Annotated in this window: 14 protein-coding genes and 2 tRNA genes; 12 read left to right on the forward strand and 4 right to left on the reverse strand. The window is 66.5% G+C overall.

The annotated features are described in order from the left end of the window. Positions 1-19: 19 nt before the first annotated feature. The gene (locus VPH40_RS19735; protein ID WP_328574291.1) at positions 20-688 is read right to left on the reverse strand and encodes a response regulator; all 669 of its coding nucleotides are present in this window, start codon (positions 686-688) and stop codon (positions 20-22) included. A gap of 23 nt (positions 689-711) precedes the next feature. Continuing rightward, positions 712-1,083 carry a YajD family HNH nuclease gene (locus VPH40_RS19740; protein WP_034755042.1) on the reverse strand — a complete coding sequence of 124 codons (372 nt, stop codon included), beginning with the start codon at positions 1,081-1,083 and terminating at the stop codon, positions 712-714. A gap of 273 nt (positions 1,084-1,356) precedes the next feature. Between VPH40_RS19740 and VPH40_RS19745 the strand changes: the two genes are divergently transcribed. From VPH40_RS19745 to VPH40_RS19755, 3 genes are read left to right on the forward strand one after another with little or no spacing between them, the layout of a single operon-like run. Next, entirely contained in the window at positions 1,357-4,377 is a 3,021-nt protein-coding gene (locus tag VPH40_RS19745) for a PAS domain-containing protein (RefSeq protein ID WP_328574292.1), read from the forward strand. A 54-nt stretch (positions 4,378-4,431) separates the two neighbouring features. Then, entirely contained in the window at positions 4,432-5,658 is a 1,227-nt protein-coding gene (locus VPH40_RS19750) for an exonuclease SbcCD subunit D C-terminal domain-containing protein (RefSeq protein WP_328574293.1), read from the forward strand. A 16-nt stretch (positions 5,659-5,674) separates the two neighbouring features. After that, positions 5,675-9,433, forward strand: coding sequence for an AAA family ATPase (locus tag VPH40_RS19755; protein ID WP_328574294.1), 3,759 nt, complete (start codon positions 5,675-5,677; stop codon positions 9,431-9,433). Positions 9,434-9,443: 10 nt separating this feature from the next. Here the strand turns inward: VPH40_RS19755 and VPH40_RS19760 are convergent, their stop codons facing one another. Beyond that, a complete protein-coding gene (locus VPH40_RS19760) occupies positions 9,444-9,611 on the reverse strand; it encodes a hypothetical protein (protein WP_171984974.1) in 168 nt (55 codons plus the stop codon). Positions 9,612-9,789: 178 nt separating this feature from the next. Here VPH40_RS19760 and VPH40_RS19765 point away from each other — a divergent pair, with 178 nt between their 5' ends. The 5 genes from VPH40_RS19765 to VPH40_RS19785 all read left to right on the forward strand — a co-directional run bounded on the left by VPH40_RS19765 (position 9,790) and on the right by VPH40_RS19785 (position 12,524). Further along, a complete protein-coding gene (locus tag VPH40_RS19765) occupies positions 9,790-9,999 on the forward strand; it encodes a hypothetical protein (RefSeq protein WP_034755039.1) in 210 nt (69 codons plus the stop codon). Between the two features lie 60 nt (positions 10,000-10,059). Continuing rightward, on the forward strand, positions 10,060-10,935 hold the full coding sequence (locus VPH40_RS19770; RefSeq protein ID WP_328574295.1) for a hypothetical protein: 876 nt from the start codon (positions 10,060-10,062) through the stop codon (positions 10,933-10,935). A 58-nt stretch (positions 10,936-10,993) separates the two neighbouring features. Further along, positions 10,994-12,172, forward strand: a complete 1,179-nt coding sequence (locus tag VPH40_RS19775; RefSeq protein WP_328574296.1) for a class I SAM-dependent methyltransferase — start codon at positions 10,994-10,996, stop codon at positions 12,170-12,172. Between the two features lie 56 nt (positions 12,173-12,228). Next, a tRNA-Met gene (locus VPH40_RS19780) sits at positions 12,229-12,305 on the forward strand. 142 nt (positions 12,306-12,447) lie between these two features. Continuing rightward, positions 12,448-12,524: transfer RNA gene (locus tag VPH40_RS19785), tRNA-Met, on the forward strand. 64 nt (positions 12,525-12,588) lie between these two features. Here VPH40_RS19785 and VPH40_RS19790 read toward each other — a convergent pair. Beyond that, positions 12,589-13,155 (reverse strand): hypothetical protein, encoded by a 567-nt coding sequence (locus VPH40_RS19790; protein WP_305053377.1) that lies wholly within the window; start codon positions 13,153-13,155, stop codon positions 12,589-12,591. A gap of 319 nt (positions 13,156-13,474) precedes the next feature. On the opposite strand from VPH40_RS19790, the gene VPH40_RS19795 reads away from it, so the two are divergent. From VPH40_RS19795 to VPH40_RS19810, 4 genes are all read left to right on the forward strand, one after another. Next, complete coding sequence (locus VPH40_RS19795) at positions 13,475-13,993, forward strand: sigma-70 family RNA polymerase sigma factor (protein ID WP_328574297.1); 519 nt, start codon at positions 13,475-13,477, stop codon at positions 13,991-13,993. Between the two features lies 1 nt (position 13,994). Then, positions 13,995-15,002: a FecR domain-containing protein gene (locus VPH40_RS19800; RefSeq protein ID WP_328574298.1), complete on the forward strand. Its 1,008-nt coding sequence runs from the start codon at positions 13,995-13,997 to the stop codon at positions 15,000-15,002. Between the two features lie 101 nt (positions 15,003-15,103). Then, on the forward strand, positions 15,104-17,599 hold the full coding sequence (locus VPH40_RS19805) for a TonB-dependent siderophore receptor (protein ID WP_328574299.1): 2,496 nt from the start codon (positions 15,104-15,106) through the stop codon (positions 17,597-17,599). Positions 17,600-17,674: 75 nt separating this feature from the next. Beyond that, complete coding sequence (locus tag VPH40_RS19810) at positions 17,675-19,366, forward strand: acid phosphatase (RefSeq protein ID WP_257218671.1); 1,692 nt, start codon at positions 17,675-17,677, stop codon at positions 19,364-19,366. The last annotated feature ends 145 nt before the right edge of the window (positions 19,367-19,511 follow it).

Genomic DNA, 19,511 nt, shown 5'->3' on the forward strand with positions numbered 1-19,511 from the left:
AGGGTAGCCCGTTTTTGTGTCAAGCCGACTTGGGCTTGTCGATGCAATAACCGATCGCATGCACGGTGCGTATCAAGTCCCGCCCCAGCTTCTTGCGCAGGTGGTGGATATGCACTTGCACGGCATTGCTTTCCACTTCGTCACCCCAGCTGTACAGGTTTTTTTCCAGCTGTTCCCGGCTCAGCACCCGGCCGCCGTGTTCCAGCAGCAGTTGCAGGATGCGGAACTCCTTCACCGTCAAGGTCACGGGCAAGCCCCCTTGCGTCACCTGCCGGTCCGCGATATCGAGCACCAGCTCGCCATGCACGAGGTTTTCGCGCAGGCGGCCGGCCGCGCGGCGGCAGGCGCTGCGGATGCGCGCTGCCAGTTCGTCGAGGTCGAACGGTTTCACGATAAAGTCGTCGGCACCCGCGTCGAGCCCGGCGATGCGCTCGCCCACCTGGTCGCGCGCCGTGACGACCAGCACGGCGCCGCTGTAGCCATTGTCGCGCAGCACGCCCAGCGCCTGCATGCCATCCTGCCCCGGCAAGCCCAGGTCGAGCAAAATGCAGCCATAGTCGTGCAGGCGCACGGCCGTATGTGCGTGTTCGGCGCTCGTGACCCAGTCGACGGCATAGCCGCCCTGTTCCAGGCCGATCTGCGTGGCACGGCCCAGCTGCGGGTCGTCTTCGGTCAGCAAGATGCGCATGGGGTGGGAGCCGGACGGGCCGCTCAGTCCTTTTTCTTGATCAGGCCGGCCAGCGCGGCGAACGGATTGTGCGTGGCGGGCGCCACCTCGGCCGACAGCAGGCCGGCGCCACGGTCCGCTTCCAGGTAGCGCGAGTGCTCATTGTCGTGGCAATACAGGCACAGCAGTTCCCAGTTGCTGCCGTCCGGCGGATTGTTGTCGTGGTTGTGGTCGCGGTGATGCACCGTCAGTTGCTGCACGTTGGCACGCGTAAATTCGCGCATGCAGCGGCCGCACACCCACGGATACATCTTCAGCGAGCGTTCGCGGTAGCCGCTCTCGCGCTGGTCGGCGGCGCGGCGCGCTTCGGCCACGATCTTGTCCAGTCTTGCCGCGTCGGGCTTTTTACTCTGCATGACAACTTTCGATATGGGAGGTAGAAGTGCCCATTTTAATGAGGATGGGGGCGCAATTGTACTTTTTCTGCCACGGCGCCGGCCCGTGTCGCCGCCGGCGTGCTTTTTTTAGCGTGCGCGGCACCACAGATAGTTGATTTAACGCAAAATAAGGCCAGCGACAGACCACGAACAGACGCTGGGGCAGCAGGCAGCGCGCAGGTCAGCATATTTCGGCTATGATGCGCGCCACGCCGCCCCTCCCTTTTCCATGACCCTAGCCAGCAAGCGCCCGTGATAGCGATAACAAGACCCCTGCAACGCCTTGCCCGCCGCCTGTACCGTCTCAGCCTGGTACCCCTGTTCGCGCTCATCCTGCTGCTGGCGCTGTGGGCGGCCGTCTTTTACCAGGTGGGCCAGGAGCGGGCCAGCGCCGTGCGCGACGCCGTGGCCGTCAGCCAGTCGCTGGCGCGTACCATGGCTGACCATACCAGTTTCACCCTGCGCCAGACGGACCATGCCACGCAATTGTTCAAACTCAAGTACGAGGAATCGGACGGCGGCCTGCGCCTGAATGAATTCACGCGCCGCCAAGGCCTGCTCGACAGCGTGCTGCCATCGAAGCTGGAACTGCCGATCGCCCTCATCGACGCGCAGGGCAATGTGCTCGACAGCGCCAACGCGTATCTGCCGGAAAACCTGGCCAGCCAGGCATTTTTCAAGGCCCTGGCCGCCAATGCGTCCGACACGGCCCTGGTCGACACGCCCATGCTCGATGCCGGCAGCAAGCACTGGACCATCCGCCTGGCGCGCCGCCTGAACGATGCGCAGGGGCGCTTTGCCGGCGCCATCATCATCCTCGTCGACCCCACGTACTTTGTCGACGACTACGACCGTTTGAACCTCGATGAGCAGGGCGCGCTGATGCTGGTGGCGCGCGACAGCGGCCTGACGGTGGGGCGTATCGGCGAACAGCTGATCCTCAGCGACCGCATCGACTTCCGCATGCCGGGACCGCCGCAGCACGCCCCGGAAGAATTGCTGATCGAGCCGCCCGTCGACGCGACGGCGCGCATCTACAGCTACCACGAGCTGCCGCGCTACCCGCTGCTGGCCGTGGTGGGCGTGAGCCGCGCCGTCGCCCTGACGCGCTTCGAACACCGCCGCCTCATGTATGTCGGCGCGCTGCTCGCCGCCAGCGTGCTCATTGCCGGCTTTACGGCCCTGCTGATGCGCCAGAGCGCGCGCCTGCGCCGCAGCATCCGCCAGGCCACGGAAACGCAAGCGCTGCTGCGCGCGGCGCACCAGGGCAGCCTCGATGCCGTGCTGCTGCTGAAAGCCTGGCGTCCCGCGCCGGGCAAGCCGGTGGAAGACTTCACCTTTGCCGACATCAACGAGCGGGCCGCCGACATGCTGGGCAAGCCGCGCTCCGAACTGCTGGGTCAGCGCGTTCTGCCGCGGGTGCCGCTGCTGCGCGGCGAGCGTTTCTTCAAGCGCTTCGTGCTGGTGATGGAGACGGGCCAGCCGCTGGAAGATGAATTCGAGCTGCCGCTGGCCTCTGGCGGCACGCGCTGGCTGCGCCACCAGGTGGTGCCGATTGCCGACGGCGTGGCCGTCACCTCGCGCGACATCAGCGCGCGCAAGCACGATGAACTGGCGCTGCAGGACAACCGCAGCTTCCTGCAGTCGCTGATCGACCATCTGCCCGTGCTGGTCTACGTGAAAAGCGCGCGCCCTGAAAATTTCGGCCAGATGGAAGTGTGGAACAAGGCGGCCGAAGACATCACCGGCCACCTGGCCGCCGACGTCATCGGCAAGACCGATTGCCAGGCCTTCCCGCCCGACTTCGGCCTGCACGATGCCGAGGACGACCGCGCCATCCTGGCCGAACGCGGCGTCATCGACCACACGGAAAAGCCGCTGCGCCTGCCTGATGGCAGCCTGCGCTACCTGCACGCCGTCTCCGTGCCCGTGTTCGACGAGCACCAGCAGATCGAACATATCCTCGGCATCGCCGAAGATATCTCGCAGCGCCGCCAGCAGGAACTGGAACTGCGCCAGAAACAGGCCGAACTGGCCGCCGTCAACGATGCCTCGCCACTCGGGCTGGTGCGGCTGGACCGCCAGCGCCGCTGCACCTACGTCAACCGCACCTTCGAATCGATCACGGGCCTGCCGCGCGCCGCCGCCCTGGGTGCCGGCTGGACCAGCGCCCTGCACCCGGACGACTATCCGCTGATGCACGTGGCGCTCGAGCAGCTCACGCGCAGCCACGCGCCGTTCCAGTCCACCCTGCGCTGCCTGCACCGCGACGGCAAGCTGGTATGGGTCTCCGTCAAGATTGCCCCCATCCTCATCGACGGCCAGATCGAGGGCTACGTGGGCAGCCTGGACGACATCACCACCCTGCGCGAATCGGAAGTGGCGCTGCTGGAAAGCGAGGCGCGCCTGCGCACCATCGCCGACACCCTGCCGGCCATGATCGCCTACATCGACGCCGACCAGGTGTACCGCTTCCTGAACATCGCCTATGAGCGCGAATTCGGCCTGACGGGGCGCCATGTGCTGGGCCACAGCGTGCGCGACACCGTGGGCGAAGCGCGCTACCGCACGGTGGCGCCGTATATCGAAAGAGTGCTGGCCGGCGAAACCCTGAGCTTCGAGGAAGAAGACGACAAGGAAGGCATCGAGCGCTGCATGGAAGTGATCTACATCCCGCAGATCGGCGAAGACAAGCTGCAGGTGGTGGGCTTTCACGTGATGCGCCAGGATATCACCGTGCAAAAGCGCGAAAAACAGCGGCTGCTGAAGCTGGCACAGGTCGATGCGCTGACGGGACTGTCGAACCGCGCCGGCTTCCAGCAAAAACTCAGCGACGCCATGCACGCCAGCCGCCAGCAGCAGCACCTGATGGCCGTCATGTACATGGATATCGACCGCTTTAAGCCCGTCAACGACACGCACGGCCACGGCACCGGCGACGCCCTGCTGCGCGCCTTCGCCCAGCGCCTGACGCAGACCATGCGCGTCACCGACATCGTCGCGCGCCTGGGCGGCGACGAATTCACCATCATCATGGAGCAGATCGCCAAGCCCGACGACGCGGCCCTGCTGGCGGAAAAAATCGTCGCCGCCATGCAGCAGCCGTTCGAACTCGATGGCATCACCGTGCGCATTTCCGCCAGCATCGGCCTGGCCTTCTACCGCGACGAAGACATTTCCCCCGCCGTGCTGCTGCAGCGGGCCGACGTGCTGCTGTATCAGGCGAAGCAGGATGGGCGCAATACTTATCGCGCAGGCGTGCTGACGGCGTGAGACAGGCGCCATTCCTGCTATATTGGCGCCTGTCTTCCCTACCCTGGCCCCACCATGCGCCTGCTGCACACTTCCGACTGGCATCTGGGCCAGACCCTGCACAATTATGAACGGGGCTACGAACACCAGCGCTTCCTCGACTGGCTGCTCGACACGCTCGTGGCAGAACAAGTCGACGTGCTGCTGGTGGCGGGCGACGTGTTCGACAACGCCAACCCGTCCGCCGCCTCGCAAAAGCAGCTGTACGTCTTCCTGCAGCAGGCGCGCGCGCGCCTGCCCGCGCTGCAGCTGGTCGTCGTCGCCGGCAACCACGATTCGGCCGGCCGCCTGGAAGCACCCGCCCCCCTGCTGGCAGCGCATGGCACGCATGTGATCGGCCACCTGCTGCGCGGCGAAGATGGCCAGATCGACCTGGAACGCCTGCTGCTGCCGCTCACCGGCTCCGATGGGCAAGTCCAGGCCTGGTGCCTGGCCGTGCCCTTTTTGCGCCCCGGCGACGTGCCGAAGCTGCCGGCCGGCGATACCCAGGATGCCTACCTGGGCGGCATCGCCCTGCTGTACCGCCAGCTGGCGGACCTGGCGCTGGCGCGCCGCCAGCCCGGACAAGCCATCCTTGCCATGGGCCACTGCCACATGGTGGGCGGCGAAATGTCGAACGATTCCGAACGCCGCATCGTCATCGGCGGCACGGAGATGCTGCCGTCGGGGATTTTTGACGCCGCCATCGCGTATGCGGCGCTGGGCCACCTGCACAAGGCGCAAGCCGTGGGCGGCCAGCAGCATATCCGCTACTGCGGCAGCCCGATTCCCCTGTCCTTCGCCGAAGTCAATTATCGCCACCAGGTGCTGTGCCTGGACATCGACGGCGAGCAGCTGCGCGAGGTACGCGCCATCGAGGTGCCGCGCGCCGTGCCGCTCTTGCGCGTGCCCGCCACGCCGGCGCCGATTGCCGAAGTGCTGGCGCAGCTGGCCGCCCTCGACGTGCCCGCAGCGCCACCGGAAGCGCAGCCCTTCCTGGAAGTGCGCGTGCGCCTCGATGCGCCGGAACCGGGCCTGCGCACGCGCATCGAAACGGCGCTGGACGGCAAACCCGTGCGGCTGGCGAAGATCGAAACGTCGAGCGCCGCGCGCAGCAGCGCGCCCGAGAACATGACGCTCGACCAGTTGGGCCAGCTGCAGCCCGATGACATCTTCCGCCGCCTGTACCTGCAAAAATACGGCCGGCCCGCGCCGCCCGAACAACTGTCGGCGCTGGCCGAACTGCTGCTGCCTGGCGCTTGAGCGCACCTGAAGAACCATGAAAATACTGAAAATCAGCGGCAAGAACCTGGCCTCGCTGGCCGGCGAATTTGAAGTCGACTTCCAGCAGGAGCCGCTCGCGTCTTCCGGCCTGTTCGCCATCAGCGGCCCCACGGGCGCGGGCAAGAGCACCCTGCTCGACGCGCTGTGCCTGGCCCTGTACGACGCCACGCCGCGCCTGCTGAAGGTGCTGGGCCGGGGCAGCGCCCTGCCCGACGTGGGCAAGGAAACCGTCAACGCCCAGGATACGCGCACCCTGCTGCGGCGCGGCACGCCGGACGGCTACGCGCAAGTGGACTTCGTCGGCAACGACGGTGCCAGCTACCGCGCGCGCTGGAGCGTGCGCCGCTCGCGCACCAGGGCCGAAGGCGCGCTGCAGGCGACCGCCATGAGCTTGCACCAGTTGCCCGCGCTGCAACCCATCGGCGGCACCAAGACGGAAGTCAAGGAAGAAATAGAGAAGCGCATCGGCCTGTCGTTCGACCAGTTTACGCGCGCCGTGCTGCTGGCGCAAAACGAGTTTTCCACCTTCCTCAAGACGGAAGACAATGAACGGGGAGAGTTGCTGGAAACCCTGACGGGCAGCAGCATCTATACCGACATTTCCATGCGCGCCTTCGAACGGGCAAAGAAAGAAAAGCAGGTTCTCGAACGCCTGGGCGAAAAACTGGCCGACCAGCGGCCCTTGTCGCCGGAAGAGCGCGCCGAGACCGAGGCGCTGTGCAGCGCGGCCGAGACCACCCTGCATACCCTCGACCTGCGCAAGGCGGTGCTGGAACTGCAGCAGCGCTGGCACCAGGAGACGCACAAGCTGCAAAGCCAGGCGACGGCAGCGCAAGAGGCACTCGATAGCGCGGATGCAGAACGGGCCGCTGCCGAAGAGCGCCGCGCGGCGCTGGCGCAGTGGGAATTGCTGCAGCCGGCGCGGCCCCTGATCGACGACGTGGCGCGCCTGGCCGGCGAGATCGCCAGCACCGGCGCCGCGCTGGAAACATCGCGCGCGCAGGCGGCGCAAGCCGTGGCCGGCGAGGCGCAACTGGCTGCCAGCGTGCAGCAGGCGTCAGCGGCCTTGCTGGCCAGGGAAGCGGCGCAGCGCGACGCGGCACCCCGGCTCGATCAAGCCAAGGCGCTCGATGCCGGCATTGCGGCACACTTGCCCGCGCACCGCCAGGCGCAGGACGGCGCACTGGCGGCGGACCAGGCCAACGAAACGGCCCGCGCCACCTTGCACGAGCTGCAGCAGCACCAGCACGCCATGCAGGCGGAGCAGGAAACGGGCCGCCTGTGGCTGGCGTCGCACCAGCACTGGCAAGCGCTGGCCGCGTCATGGCAATTGTCGGACCAGTTGTTCGCCCAGGCCGGCCAGGCGGCCGCGCAAGCCGATGCGGCCGACGCCAGAGCGGCCGACGCGGCGCAGCTGGTGCGCGCGGCATGCGCCGCGGGCCAGGAGGCACAGGCCGCGTTGACGGCGGCCGCCGCCACACTCGCCGCGCACGATGCGCAGCGGCGCGAGGCGCAGTGCGCCGTGCAAGCCATCGATGGTCAGCTGCTGCAGCAACAGCGCGGCCAGCTGGAAGAGCATGCGCGCCAGTTGAACGCGGCGGAAAAAACGTGGACGGAGCTGGCGCGCAAGCAGCAGGAGCTGGCGCACGGACAAGCAAGGGCGGCGCAACTGGCGCAGGCCGCACAAACGGAAACGACGGCGCTGGCGGCGCAGGCGGCACAAACGGCGCTGCTGGAAGCGGCCCTGGCGCAGGCGGAAAAATCCTTGAAAGGGGCGGAAGCGGCATGCGCGGCCAGCGTGGAGCAGTTGCGCGCCACCTTGCAGGACGAGCAGCCCTGCCCCGTCTGCGGCGCGCTGGAACACCCGTACAGCCACGCCGATGACGCCCTGCAGGCGATGCTGGCCAGCTTGCAGGATGAGGTACTGGCTTGCCGCGCGCAGGCGCGCAGCAATCTGGAGCGGCTGGCCACGCACAAGGCGGCGCTGGCCGCGACCGCGCGCGAACAGGCGCAGACGGATGCGGAACTGGCCGTCCTGCCGCCCGCCATCGACAGCTTGAACGCGCAATGGCAGCCGCATGCGGACACCCTGCAACTGCCGCCGGCAAGCCAGCGCGCGGACTGGTTCGCGCAGCAGCTGACGGCCAATGCGGCAGCCCTGCAAGCGCTGGCGCAGCAGGAGGCGGCGCTGCGCCAGGCCGGCGCGCGGCGCGAGCAAGCGCAGGCGGCGCACGAACTGGCCGGCGCCGAACACGCGCGCTGCACTAGCGCCGTCGCCGAAACGCAGACGCGTCTGGCGCAATTGCAGGCACAGCAGGCGGCCGGTCTGGACAAGGCGGAAACGTCGCGCGGCGCGCTTGACGGCTTGCTGGCGCAGCTCGATGCCGCGTTTGCCGACGTGGAAGGCGCCGAAGGCTGGAAAGACAGCTGGCGCGCCGGCCCCGCCGCCTTCCGCGCGGCGCGCGAAACGGAAAGCCGGCAATGGCTGAAACAGCAGGCGGACCAGGACCAGCGCGGCCACGCGCTGGCGACCCTGGCCGCGCAGCTGGAAGCGGCGCAGCTGGCCGCCGGCAAGGCACGGCAAACGGCGCAGGAGTCCCACGCCGCCTTTGCCGCCGCCGACAAACAGCGCACGGCACTGCAAGCGGAGCGCAACGCGCTGTGGCAGGGCCAGAGCGTGGCCGAGGTGGAACGCAGCCTGGCGGCGGCCATCGCGCAGGCCAAAGACCAGCTGGCGCAGCAGCAGGCGGCGGCCCAAGCGGCCAGCGCGCAGCGCACGCGCCTCGACGAAGCGTGCGCGCAGCTGGCGCAGCGCCTGGCCGCCCTGCGCGAACAGGAGCACAGCGCCACCGTCGCCCTGCACGACTGGCTGCAGCAATTCCGGCAGCGTCACTCCGGCCACGCGCCCGACACGCTCGACGAGCTGCGCGCGCGCCTGGCCATCTCCATGGACGCCATGCGCGCCGAGCGCGACGCCCTGCAAGTAATCGCCGACCGCCACACGGCGGCCGTTTCCGTGCTGGCCGAGCGCCGGCAGCAACTGGCCGCGCACGTGCAGCAGCCGCCGGAAGCGCTGGAAATGGACGAGGCCGTACTGCAGGCGGCGCTGGACGCGCTGGGCGCCGAACGCCAGGCGGCCAACCAGGAAGCGACGCGACTGCGCCTGGCCATCGCGCAGGACGACGCCAGGCGCCACAGCGCGCAAGCGATGCTGGCGCAGATCGAGGCGCAAGCCGTGATCGAACGGCGCTGGGCCAGCCTGAATGAACTGATCGGCTCGGCCGACGGCAAGAAATTCCGCAACTACGCGCAGCAATTCACGCTGGAAGTGCTGCTCGGCTATGCCAACGCGCACCTGAACCACCTGGCGCGCCGCTACCAGCTGGAACGCATCGACAACCCGAACAACCCGTCGCTGGGCCTGATGGTGCGCGACCAGGACATGGGCGGTGAGCTGCGCTCCGTGCACTCGCTGTCGGGCGGCGAATCGTTCCTCGTTTCGCTGGCCCTGGCGCTGGGCCTGGCCTCGCTATCCTCGAACCGGGTGCGCGTGGAATCGCTGTTCATCGACGAGGGCTTCGGCAGCCTGGACACGGAAACCCTGCGCGTGGCCATGGATGCGCTCGACGGCTTGCAAGCGATGGGACGCAAGGTGGGCGTCATCTCGCACGTGCAGGAAATGACGGAGCGCATCGCCACCCGCATCCTCGTGCAGCCTGGGTCCGGCGGCAAGAGCGTGGTGACGGTGCGCTAACGCAAGGGCGTCAGCGCGCCAGCGGTTCGCGTCCCAGTCTGAGCAAATCCCAGCCCAGTTCGCGGCGAATCTGCTCGGGGTCGGGCGGGGGCCGGCGCTGTTCCAGCTCCGCTTTCAACCATTTTCTCACCAGCTCCTTGGCGGGCTGTACAGGCTTTTCCTTGTCACGCTTGTCCATGGTGCTACCTCTTCAATGGCGGTCAGACGACCTCCTATATACGTTCAACGTCACGGCGCGGATTCAGTTGACGTACGCGTGGCGCAGATGCAACAACGTGTAACGGTGGCCGGAGTGCGTTAAAATCGCCGCCTTCGCGTAGACGAACTCTACGCCCCGCAACAGTTCAAGGAACCCCATGAAAGCCGCCCGCAGCCTCACCTTCAAGTGCGTAAAATGTCACAAATCCATGCAGGTTTACCTGCAAAAAGTCTCCGCCTGCTCGCATATCCAGCCGTATCAGGGCATTTGCGCATGCGGCGAACTCAAGCGTCACGCCACGGGCCAGGCCGATGCCGTCAAGTCCTACCTGGAATCGGCAGACGGTAGCTGGTCGCACCACCACTAATGGTTAAAGAATGGGGCGATATTGCCGTTAATTCGCCTATCTTCCCCATTTAAACCGACCATGTCCCAGCTCCCCGCCCTCCTTTCCGGCTCGCGCCAGCCCGCCGCCAATCCCCTGGCAGGACAGGCGCCGCCAAAAGCAGGCGCCGGCGCGTCCGGCCTGGCCGCTTCGCCCCTGATGCAGCGCACGGCGCAAGACGTGGTGGCGCTGTCGAAAAATGGCCTGGACCTGTCGGCCAAGGGATTGTCGCAACGGACCGATGCGCTGGGCAACGCGACCGTCGACGTGGCGCAGGATTTTCTCTCCACCATGACGCGCCAGCTGTTCGGCGACGGCGCCACGGTCGCTTTCGATTCCGTCGACCTGCAGGCCGGTTCCAGCTTCAGCAGTGGCAACGCCAGCGTCTCGGGCGCCAACGGCAGCAGCCGCGCGGCCGCCTTCAGCCTCGATGAAAACGCGCATTTCATCGGCAAGGGCAAGATCACGACGGCCGATGGCCAGACCTTCGACTTCGAAGTGGAAGTGCAATATCAATCGAACATCAGCGCGGGCGTCCTTGAGCAAACGCAAGAAACAGACGAAGAAGCCGACGAAAAAGCCAGCTCCGCCGACGACGCCAGCCTGCCCGCCAGGGAGTTGCCCGCCACGCACTTCGGCGGCAATCTGCACGACCTGTTCAAGCTGCTGGGCCAGCAATTGCAAAGCAATCTCCATCAGGGCACATCCGATGGCGCCAGCGCCAGCGGCAAGGATGGCGACCTGGCGGGCAGCCTGAGCTTGCGTTTGCTCAAGCTGGTGCAGCCGGACCATGCCACCGAGACCGCCAAAGTCGGCAGGAAAGCCGTGGAAACCACGCCGGAAGAGCAGGCGCGCGCCCGTGCGCTGGCACTCGCCTATGGCACGGACACGGCAAACAGCACGGCCGGCGACGTATAATGGAAGACGGCCTGCGCAGGCGACCATGCCGCGCGCCCCCTTCTATCGATTGAATCCCATGTCCGACACTTCTTCACCTACCGTCCACCCGCAGATCCACTGGAGCGAAAACGGCGCCGAGCATTCGGCCCGCTGGCGCTCGGAAAGCGGCATGCCGCCGCCCAAGCGCGTCGTCATCGCCGACGACCGCACGACGGCCGACCAGGCTTACCGCCTGGCCTGCGAAGGCACGGCCATGCTGTGGCGCGGCGACTTCCAGAACGCGCGCCAGCTGCTGCAGGCGCTGGCGCGGCGCGCCGACCACAAAAACGACAAGCCAAGCAAGAAGGCCAAGGCCGCCAAGCTGGCGAAACCCGAACCGACTGCCACGGAAGCCTTCCATTTGCACCGCCAGGCCCAGTCGCAGCGCGCCCGCACCCTGGCCATGCTGCTGCTGCCTTTCGACGCCGACTACACGATTCCGCTGCGCCGCGCGCCGGACGTGAAACTGGCTTGCAATGAAGCGTATGGCCGCGGCGAGGAGCCGTTCGTCGCCTCCTTGCGCGAGCTGCTGGGCCTGATCGGCGCGCACGAATGGCGCCGCACGGGCGTGGAACTGCCGGCCCTGGGCAAGCGCATCCATCCGCATTACGGCGTGTTCGCGCCCATCCGCGGCGAGTACGTGGGCCTGGTGGCCGATGCGCCGCTGCCCGCGCGCGCCAAGCTGGCCTTCGATATCGGCACGGGCACGGGCGTGCTGGCCGCCGTGCTGGCGCAGCGCGGCATCGAACGCATCGTCGCCACCGACCAGGACCCGCGCGCCCTGTCCTGCGCGCGCGAAAACCTGGCCCGCCTCGATTTGCAGGGCAAGGTCGACGTCGTGCAGGCCGACCTGTTCCCCGCCGGCCGCGCGCCGCTCGTCGTGTGCAATCCGCCCTGGCTGCCGGCCCGCCCAAGTTCGCCGATCGAATATGCCGTCTACGATCCGGACAGCCGCATGCTGCGCGGTTTCCTCGCCGGCCTGGCCGACCACCTGGAGCCAAGCGGCGAAGGCTGGCTGATTTTGTCCGACCTGGCCGAGCACCTGGGCTTGCGCCCGCGCGCGCAATTGCTCGAATGGATAGCGCAAGCGGGCTTGAAAGTCGTCGACCGCCTGGACGTGAAACCCACGCACCCGCGCGCCCAGGATGCGACGGACAGCCTGCACGCGGCCCGCTCGCAGGAAGTCACGTCGCTGTGGCGCCTGGCGGCGGCATAATCGAGGGTCTGAAACCCGGCCATTGCGCATTGCAGCAAACCCCGCTATAATTCGCCTGCGGGGTGGAGCAGTCTGGCAGCTCGTCGGGCTCATAACCCGAAGGTCACAGGTTCAAATCCTGTCCCCGCAACCAATATTTGAAAGCCGCTGATTCCTGCAAAGGATCGGCGGCTTTTTCCATGGCGGCGCGCTATGCCCGCGACCATCATGCAAGGCAAATGCCCCCGGTTGCGCTCCGCTCTTTCGCAATGCAACAAACTCGGTTATAATTCGCCTGCGGGGTGGAGCAGTCTGGCAGCTCGTCGGGCTCATAACCCGAAGGTCACAGGTTCAAATCCTGTCCCCGCAACCAATACATAAAAACCGCTGACTCCTGCAAGGGATTCAGCGGTTTTTTCATTCCAGGTCTGGCCCGCTCACGCGGCGACGCTGGCCCTGATCTGCCTGGCCGCCGCATGCAGGCTGGCCGCCACCCGTTCCAGCTTGTCGGCACCCGCCGTTTCGGCCAGCGCGGCAAAGGCGCTGATATGAAACGTGGCCACCATCGCCGGCGACACTTCCAGCTCCAGCGCCGTCTTGCTCAATTCCGTCGATGCTTCGAGGTAAGGCTCGCTGCCCGCCTCGAACGCCTGCTTCGTTTCCAGCAATTCCTGGCCGCCTTCCGCCTTGGCCAGGCACGCATCGACCTTTTGCTGGAAGGCCGGCAAGGTATCGCGCACGGGGCCGGCGTCCGGCGCCGCGTCGGGTTCCGGCTCCGCAGGTGCAGGCGCGGCCGCGGCCGGCTTGTCCGCCGGCGGCATGTCGCGCAGGGTCAGCCAGCGTTCGACGGCGAGGAAATCGGCAAACGGCTCGGCCACCTTGGGATTCATCAGCCAGACCTCGCCCGTGCGCCAGTCGATCCGGGCGCCGCGCTCATTTCTCGCCAACAGAATATCCTTGCCGCCATCGGCATTCGACACCCGGCCGATGTCGAGCCAGTTCATCAGTTCCGCCTGGCGCGACATCGCGTTAACCCGGTGGAAAAAGGCCAACCATAAGAATCGGGCGACCAGGAGAACCAGGGCACCGCCAACCATCCACATCATTTTTCGCTCCGCACCACATCGACAGCCCGCATTTTCTCACATGAAAGCTTGCGCCAAGGAAACTTTTACATCTGCCGTGCGCGGGCGCAAATCCACCGCCGCACACGACTTGGCGCGCAGTCGCATTTCAGCAACGCCGCGTTTTCCCGATTGCCTGGCGGGCGCCGCTACGTTATTATGAGAACAATTCTCATTTAGATTAAGCCATCCCGTACGCATGCTGTCCGCCCCTTCCCCGCCGTCCGATTTCCAGTCGCTGTATGCCGAACACCACTCCTGGCTGCTGCATTGGCTGAAGCGCCGCCTGCACGATGCGGGGCTGGCGGGCGACCTGGCGCAGGATACCTTCCTGAAGATCTTCGTTGCGCGCAGCAGTGCCGGGATCGCGCAGCCGCGCCCTTTCCTGGCTACCATCGCCAAACGCCTGCTGGCCAACCACTGCCGGCGCGAAGCGCTCGAACGGGCCTACCTCGACGCCCTGCTGCACCAGCCGCATGCCTGCACGCCGTCGCCGGAAGCGATGTCCCTCCTGCTCGAATCGCTGCAACTGGTCGACCGCGCGCTGGACCAGCTTTCCGCCAAGGCCAGGGCCGCCTTCCTGCTGGCCCACCTGGACGGCATGACCTATGCCGAGATCGCCGCCGAACTGGATACCACCACGCATTCCGTCAAAAAATACCTGAGCAAGGCCAACCTGCTGTGCTTTTTTGCCGTGCCCGATTTTGCCGCGCCCTGAGATGCGCGGCGCCACCGTCTACGCCCAGGGCCAGCCCATCGACCTGGCCATCGCCATGCAGGCGGCCGAATGGCTGGCCACCCTGATGAGCGGTGCCACCACGCCGGCGGAAAAAACGGCCTGGCAGCAGTGGCGCCAGGCACACCCCGACCATGAACGCGCGTGGCAGCACATCGAAAGCGTCAGCGGCGGCTTGCGGGAACTCGATGCGCAGGCAAGCCGCAAGGCGCTGCAGCAACGCCCCACCTCGCTCCCGGTCTCGCGGCGCAGCAGCCTGCGGTTGCTGGCGTGGGCATCGACCATCGGCCTCACGGGCTGGTTCGGCGCGCAGTCGGAATACGCGCCCGACTTTGCCCGCGCCGCGCTGGCCGACCTGTCCACCGGCGTGGGCGAACGCCGCGAGCTGACCCTGCCCGACGGCACCCGCTTGCACCTGAACAGCGGCAGCGCCGTCAACATCCGCTACACGGGTGCGCAGCGCCTGCTGCAACTGGTGCAGGGCGAAGTCTTCATCGCCACCGCCCGCGAAACGGGCATGCCCTACCGCCCCTTCCTCGTCGAAACGGCGCACGGCCGCGCGCAGGCGCTGGGCACGCGCTACTCGGTGCGCCAGGCGGACGGCAGCACCGAGGTCGCCGTCGAAGAAGGCGCCGTCCGGCTGCTGCCGCGCCAGGGCGATGGCAATCTGCTCCTCCGCGCTGGCCAGGGCGGCGGCATGACGGCGCAGCAGGTCTTGCCCGCGCACGCCATTTCGCCCGACATCTGGGCCTGGCGCCAGGGCTTGCTGCTGGCCGACGCCATGCCGCTGCGCGACTTCCTGCATGAACTGAGCCGCTACCGCCACGGCTTGCTGGGCTGCGACGACGCCGTCGCCGGCCTGCGCATTTCCGGCGTCTTCCCGCTGGCCGACCTGGACGCCGTGCTGCTGTCGCTGCCCGACTCCCTGCCGGTGGACGTGCGCCTGCGCACGCGCTACTGGGTGCAGGTGGAAGCGCGCCAGCAGCGCTGACCATTTATTTTGAGGCCGACGCAAAAAAAGGTACCCGTTTCCGTTTCTCGCGTGACCTGTGTAGGCAACGTCCTTTTTGACGACTACACCACAAGGTAACCATGTCTCTTGCCATTCACTCCAAGCCGCGCATCAAGCGCATGGCGTATGCCATCCAACTCGTCTTCATCGGTTCGGCCTTGCTGCTGAACGCCCAGGCGCCAGCCCTGGCGCAGGAAAGCGCAGCAGCGCCAGCGGCCAGCCTCGACTTCCAGGTGCCGGCCGGCGACCTGGCGACGGCGCTGCGCCAGGTCGCCAGCCAGTCGCGGGTCATCCTCAGCTTCACGCCGGAGCAGACGCGCGGCAAGACGTCGGCCGGCTTGAGCGGCCGCCACGACGTGCTGGCCGCCCTGAACGGCGTGCTGCGCGGCACGGGCCTGAAGGCCGAGCGCAGCGCCAACGGCAGCTATGTGCTGCGCCCGGCCGATGCCGCGGCGGGTGGCGAAGCGCTGTCGATGATGCCGGAAGTGTCGGTCAAGGCGCAGCAGGATGCCACCGAAGGCTCGGGCGCGTATGTCTCCACCCTGCCGATCGCCACGGCCACGCCACTGGGCCTGTCGATCCGGGAAACGCCGCAGTCGGTCAGCGTCATCACGCAGCAGCGCATGCAGGACCAGGGCTTGAGCACGATTGCGCAAGTGATGGCGCAAACGCCGGGCATCACGCTGTATTCGCTGGGCAGCGAACGCACGGGCTTTACTTCGCGCGGCTATTCGATCACCAATTACCAGCTCGATGGCGTCAGCACGCATTCGGAAAACCTGGGCCTCGATGCGATACCGTCGCAAAGCCTGGCCGACATGGCGCTGTACGACCGCATCGAAGTGCTGCGCGGCGCCTCGGGCCTGATGACGGGCGCGGGCGATGCCTCGGGCGCCATCAACATGGTGCGCAAGAAGCCGACGGCGCAATTCCAGGCCTCCGTCGAGGGCGAGCTGGGCTCCCACGATGAGCGGCGCGCCATGGCCGACGTTGCCGGCCCGCTCAACGACGCGGGCACGGTGCGCGGCCGCCTGGTGACGGTGTACGAGGAAGGCGACAGCATCGTCGACGGCTACAGCCGCGACAAGAAAGTGGTCTACGGCGTGCTCGAGGCGGACCTGTCCGCCGACACGAAACTGACGGCCGGCGTCACGCACCAGCGCAAGCGCTCGAACGGATCCCTGTCCTACCTGGGCTTTCCCCTGTTCTACAGCAATGGCAGCATGACGAACCTGCCCCGCTCCTTCAGCCCGGCGGCCACGTCGAATCGCTTCGACACCAATTCGACCGACGTCTTCGCCACTGTGGAACACGCGCTGGCGAACGACTGGAAGCTGAAAATCTCGGCCAACCGCGTGCAGTCGTCGCAGGAAGAGCGCTCCGTCTACCTGAACGTCAGCGGCGGCTTGCCCGACCAGACCACGGGCGATGGCCTGCGCCTGAACGCCGACTACCGCGACTACCAGCTCCAGGTCAACAGCGTGGACGTCAACGTGCGCGGACCGTTCAGCGCATTCGGCCGCCAGCACGAACTGGTGCTGGGCATGGACTACAACGAATTTCAAAGCACGACGGATGCACGTTTCGACAACGGCATCGAGCGCACGCCTGTCAACCTGTACCGCTGGAATCGCACGGCGACGCCCGTGTTTGGCAGCACCAGCACTCCCTACGACAGCACGCGCCGCCAGGCCAGCGCGTATGCCGCCACGCGCCTCAATCTCTCCGAGCGCCTGAAACTGATCGCTGGCGCCAAGGTGCTGCGCTACAGCGAGAATTACATTTTTGGCGTGCCTTCCGACCAGTTTTACAGTACATCGCCAGCGTCGGAGAGCCGCGTCTTCACGCCATATGGCGGCCTGGTGTTCGACATCGACGGCACGCACAGCGCCTACGCCAGTTATTCCACCATCTATCAGCCGCAAGCATCGCAAGACCGCTACGGCAAGCTGCTGGCGCCACGCGAAGGCAAGACCCTGGAAGCGGGCGTCAAGAGCGGCTGGCTCGATGGCCGCCTGAACACGGCTGCCGCGCTGTACCAGATCCGCCAGGACAACCTGGCCGAATCGGATCCAGGTTATTACGTGCCTGGCACAAAGATTTCCGCCAACCGCGCCATCAAGGGCGCCAGGACCCAGGGCGTGGATCTGGAAGCGACGGGCGCCCTGACGCCGGACTGGAACATCTCGGCCTCGTGGTCGTACAGCCAGACGGAAGACAATACGGGCAAGAGCATCCTGACCACCTTCCCGCGCCACCTGGTGAAACTGTGGACCACTTACCGCCTGCCCGGCGAATTCAAGCGCCTGACGGTGGGCGGCGGCATGAACTGGCAAAGCCGCGTGTATTCCGACATCGATGCGTGGCAGGTCGAGCGCATCCTGCACTGGGAACAGAAGGCGTACTCGGTGGCCAGCCTGATGGCGCGCTACGACGTCAGCGACAAGCTGTCGGCCACCGTCAACGTGGCCAACCTGTTCGACAAGCAGTACACGGCTTCCGTGTCGGACTGGTGGTTGTCGGGCATGCATGGTCCGGCGCGCAAGGTGGCGTTGACCGTGCGCTACCAGTTCTGATGCGCTGAAGGGGGGCGAATATTTCACACTATCGAGGGGCCGGTGATACAATTTTCCGCTTCACGGGCACAGACCATGGCCCGTGCCACCCAAGGAGAATGTGTGAAGGACCTCGCCCCCGCCCTGCCAGCCGATCCGGCCGACCAACCCGCCAATCCCTCGCGCCGGCGCATTTTCCAGGCCGCTTCCGCAGTCGGCCTGGCCGCCAGCCTGCCCGCGCTGGCCGACGCCGCGCCAGCCAGGAAGACCATCGCCAAGGGTTCGCTCGACGCGAAACTCAAGGCGCACGTCAAGAACGTGGTCGTGATCTACCTGGAAAACCGCAGTTTCAACAACCTGTTCGCCAACTTCCCCGGCACCAGCGCGCCCCTGTCCGCCGTCACGGCCGAACAGGCGCAGCAGCTGGACCGCGACGGCAAGCCGCTGGCCACCCTGCCGAAGATCTGGGGCGGCCTGGTGCCGAACCAGCAGAATATTGGCGGCATCGATTACCTGATCAAGGAAGACCAGATTTCCGGCCTGCCCAACGCGCCCTACAAATTGAGCGACGCGGCCGGCAAGCCCCTGCCCGAGAGCATCATCACGCGCGACCTCGTGCACCGTTTCTATAACAATCAGATGCAGATCAACGGCGGCAAGAACGACGGCTTTGCCGCGTGGGCCGACAGCGGCGGCCTGGTGATGGGCCATTACGGCGAAACGTCGAAAAACCTGAACCTGTGGCAGATCGCCGAACAGTACACCTTGTGCGACAACTTCTTCATGGCGGCCTTCGGCGGCTCCTACATGAACCACCAGTTCCTCGTGACGGGCCGCGCCAACGAATATTTCAATGCTTCCGAGACGGCGGCGAAGAAAAAGATCGCCGTGCTGTCCGACGGCCCGCAAGGCGTGCGCCTGGCGATCTCGCCCGACTGCCCCGCCTCCGCGCTGGACGGCAAGCCGAAATACGTGAACGACGGCGCCCTCACGCCGGACGGCTATGCCGTCAACACCATGGCGCCGCCATATCAACCGAGCTACATCCGCCCGGCCTTCGACGGCGACCCGCTGCATGCCGACCCGGCCGACGCGAATACCCTGCCGCCGCAAACCTACGACACCATCGGCGACCTGCTGTCGCGCAAGGGCGTCAGCTGGGCCTGGTATGGCGGCGGCTGGCAAGCGGCGCTCGACCACAAGGGCGGCGGCAGCAAGCCGAACTTCCAGTTCCACCACCAGCCGCTGAACTATTTCAAGCAGTTCGCCCCCGGCACGGCCGCGCGCGCCGAACACCTGCGCGACGGCGGCACGGGCGACAGCCCGATCTCGAACAAATTCCTCGCCGCGGCCGTGGCGGGCAAGCTGCCGGCCGTGACCTTCTACAAGCCGCAGGGCAATCTGAACCTGCATGCCGGTTATTCGGATATCGAGTCGGGCGACCAGCACGTGGCCAACGTCATCCAGCATCTGAAGGAATCGCCGCAGTGGAAAGACATGATCGTGGTGATCACGTTCGATGAAAACGGCGGCTGGTGGGACCACGTGGCGCCGCCGAAGGGCGACCGCTGGGGGCCGGGCACGCGCATTCCCGCCATCGTCGTCTCGCCGTACGCGAAGAAAGGCGCCGTCGATCACAGTTTTTATGACACGACGTCGATCCTGCGCCTGATCACGCGCCTGCACGACTTGCCGCTGCTCGAAGGCCTGAAGGTGCGTAATGACGCGTTCGCGTCACGCGGCGCGCTGCCGCCGGGCGACCTGACGGGTGCGCTGAGCTTCCGCTAAGCCCCACACAGTGCGGCACGCCTGTGATACACTGCGTGCCGCACTTAAATCCGCAGGACAAGTTTTCCTGCAGGTTATCCCAACAATGAGCCCGACTCCAGTAGCCGGGCTTTTGTTTTGTGGATGAAGTTAAAGCGTATAGACA

The organism is Janthinobacterium sp. P210005 (assembly GCF_036231865.1).
GTDB lineage: Bacteria > Pseudomonadota > Gammaproteobacteria > Burkholderiales > Burkholderiaceae_D > Janthinobacterium > Janthinobacterium kumbetense.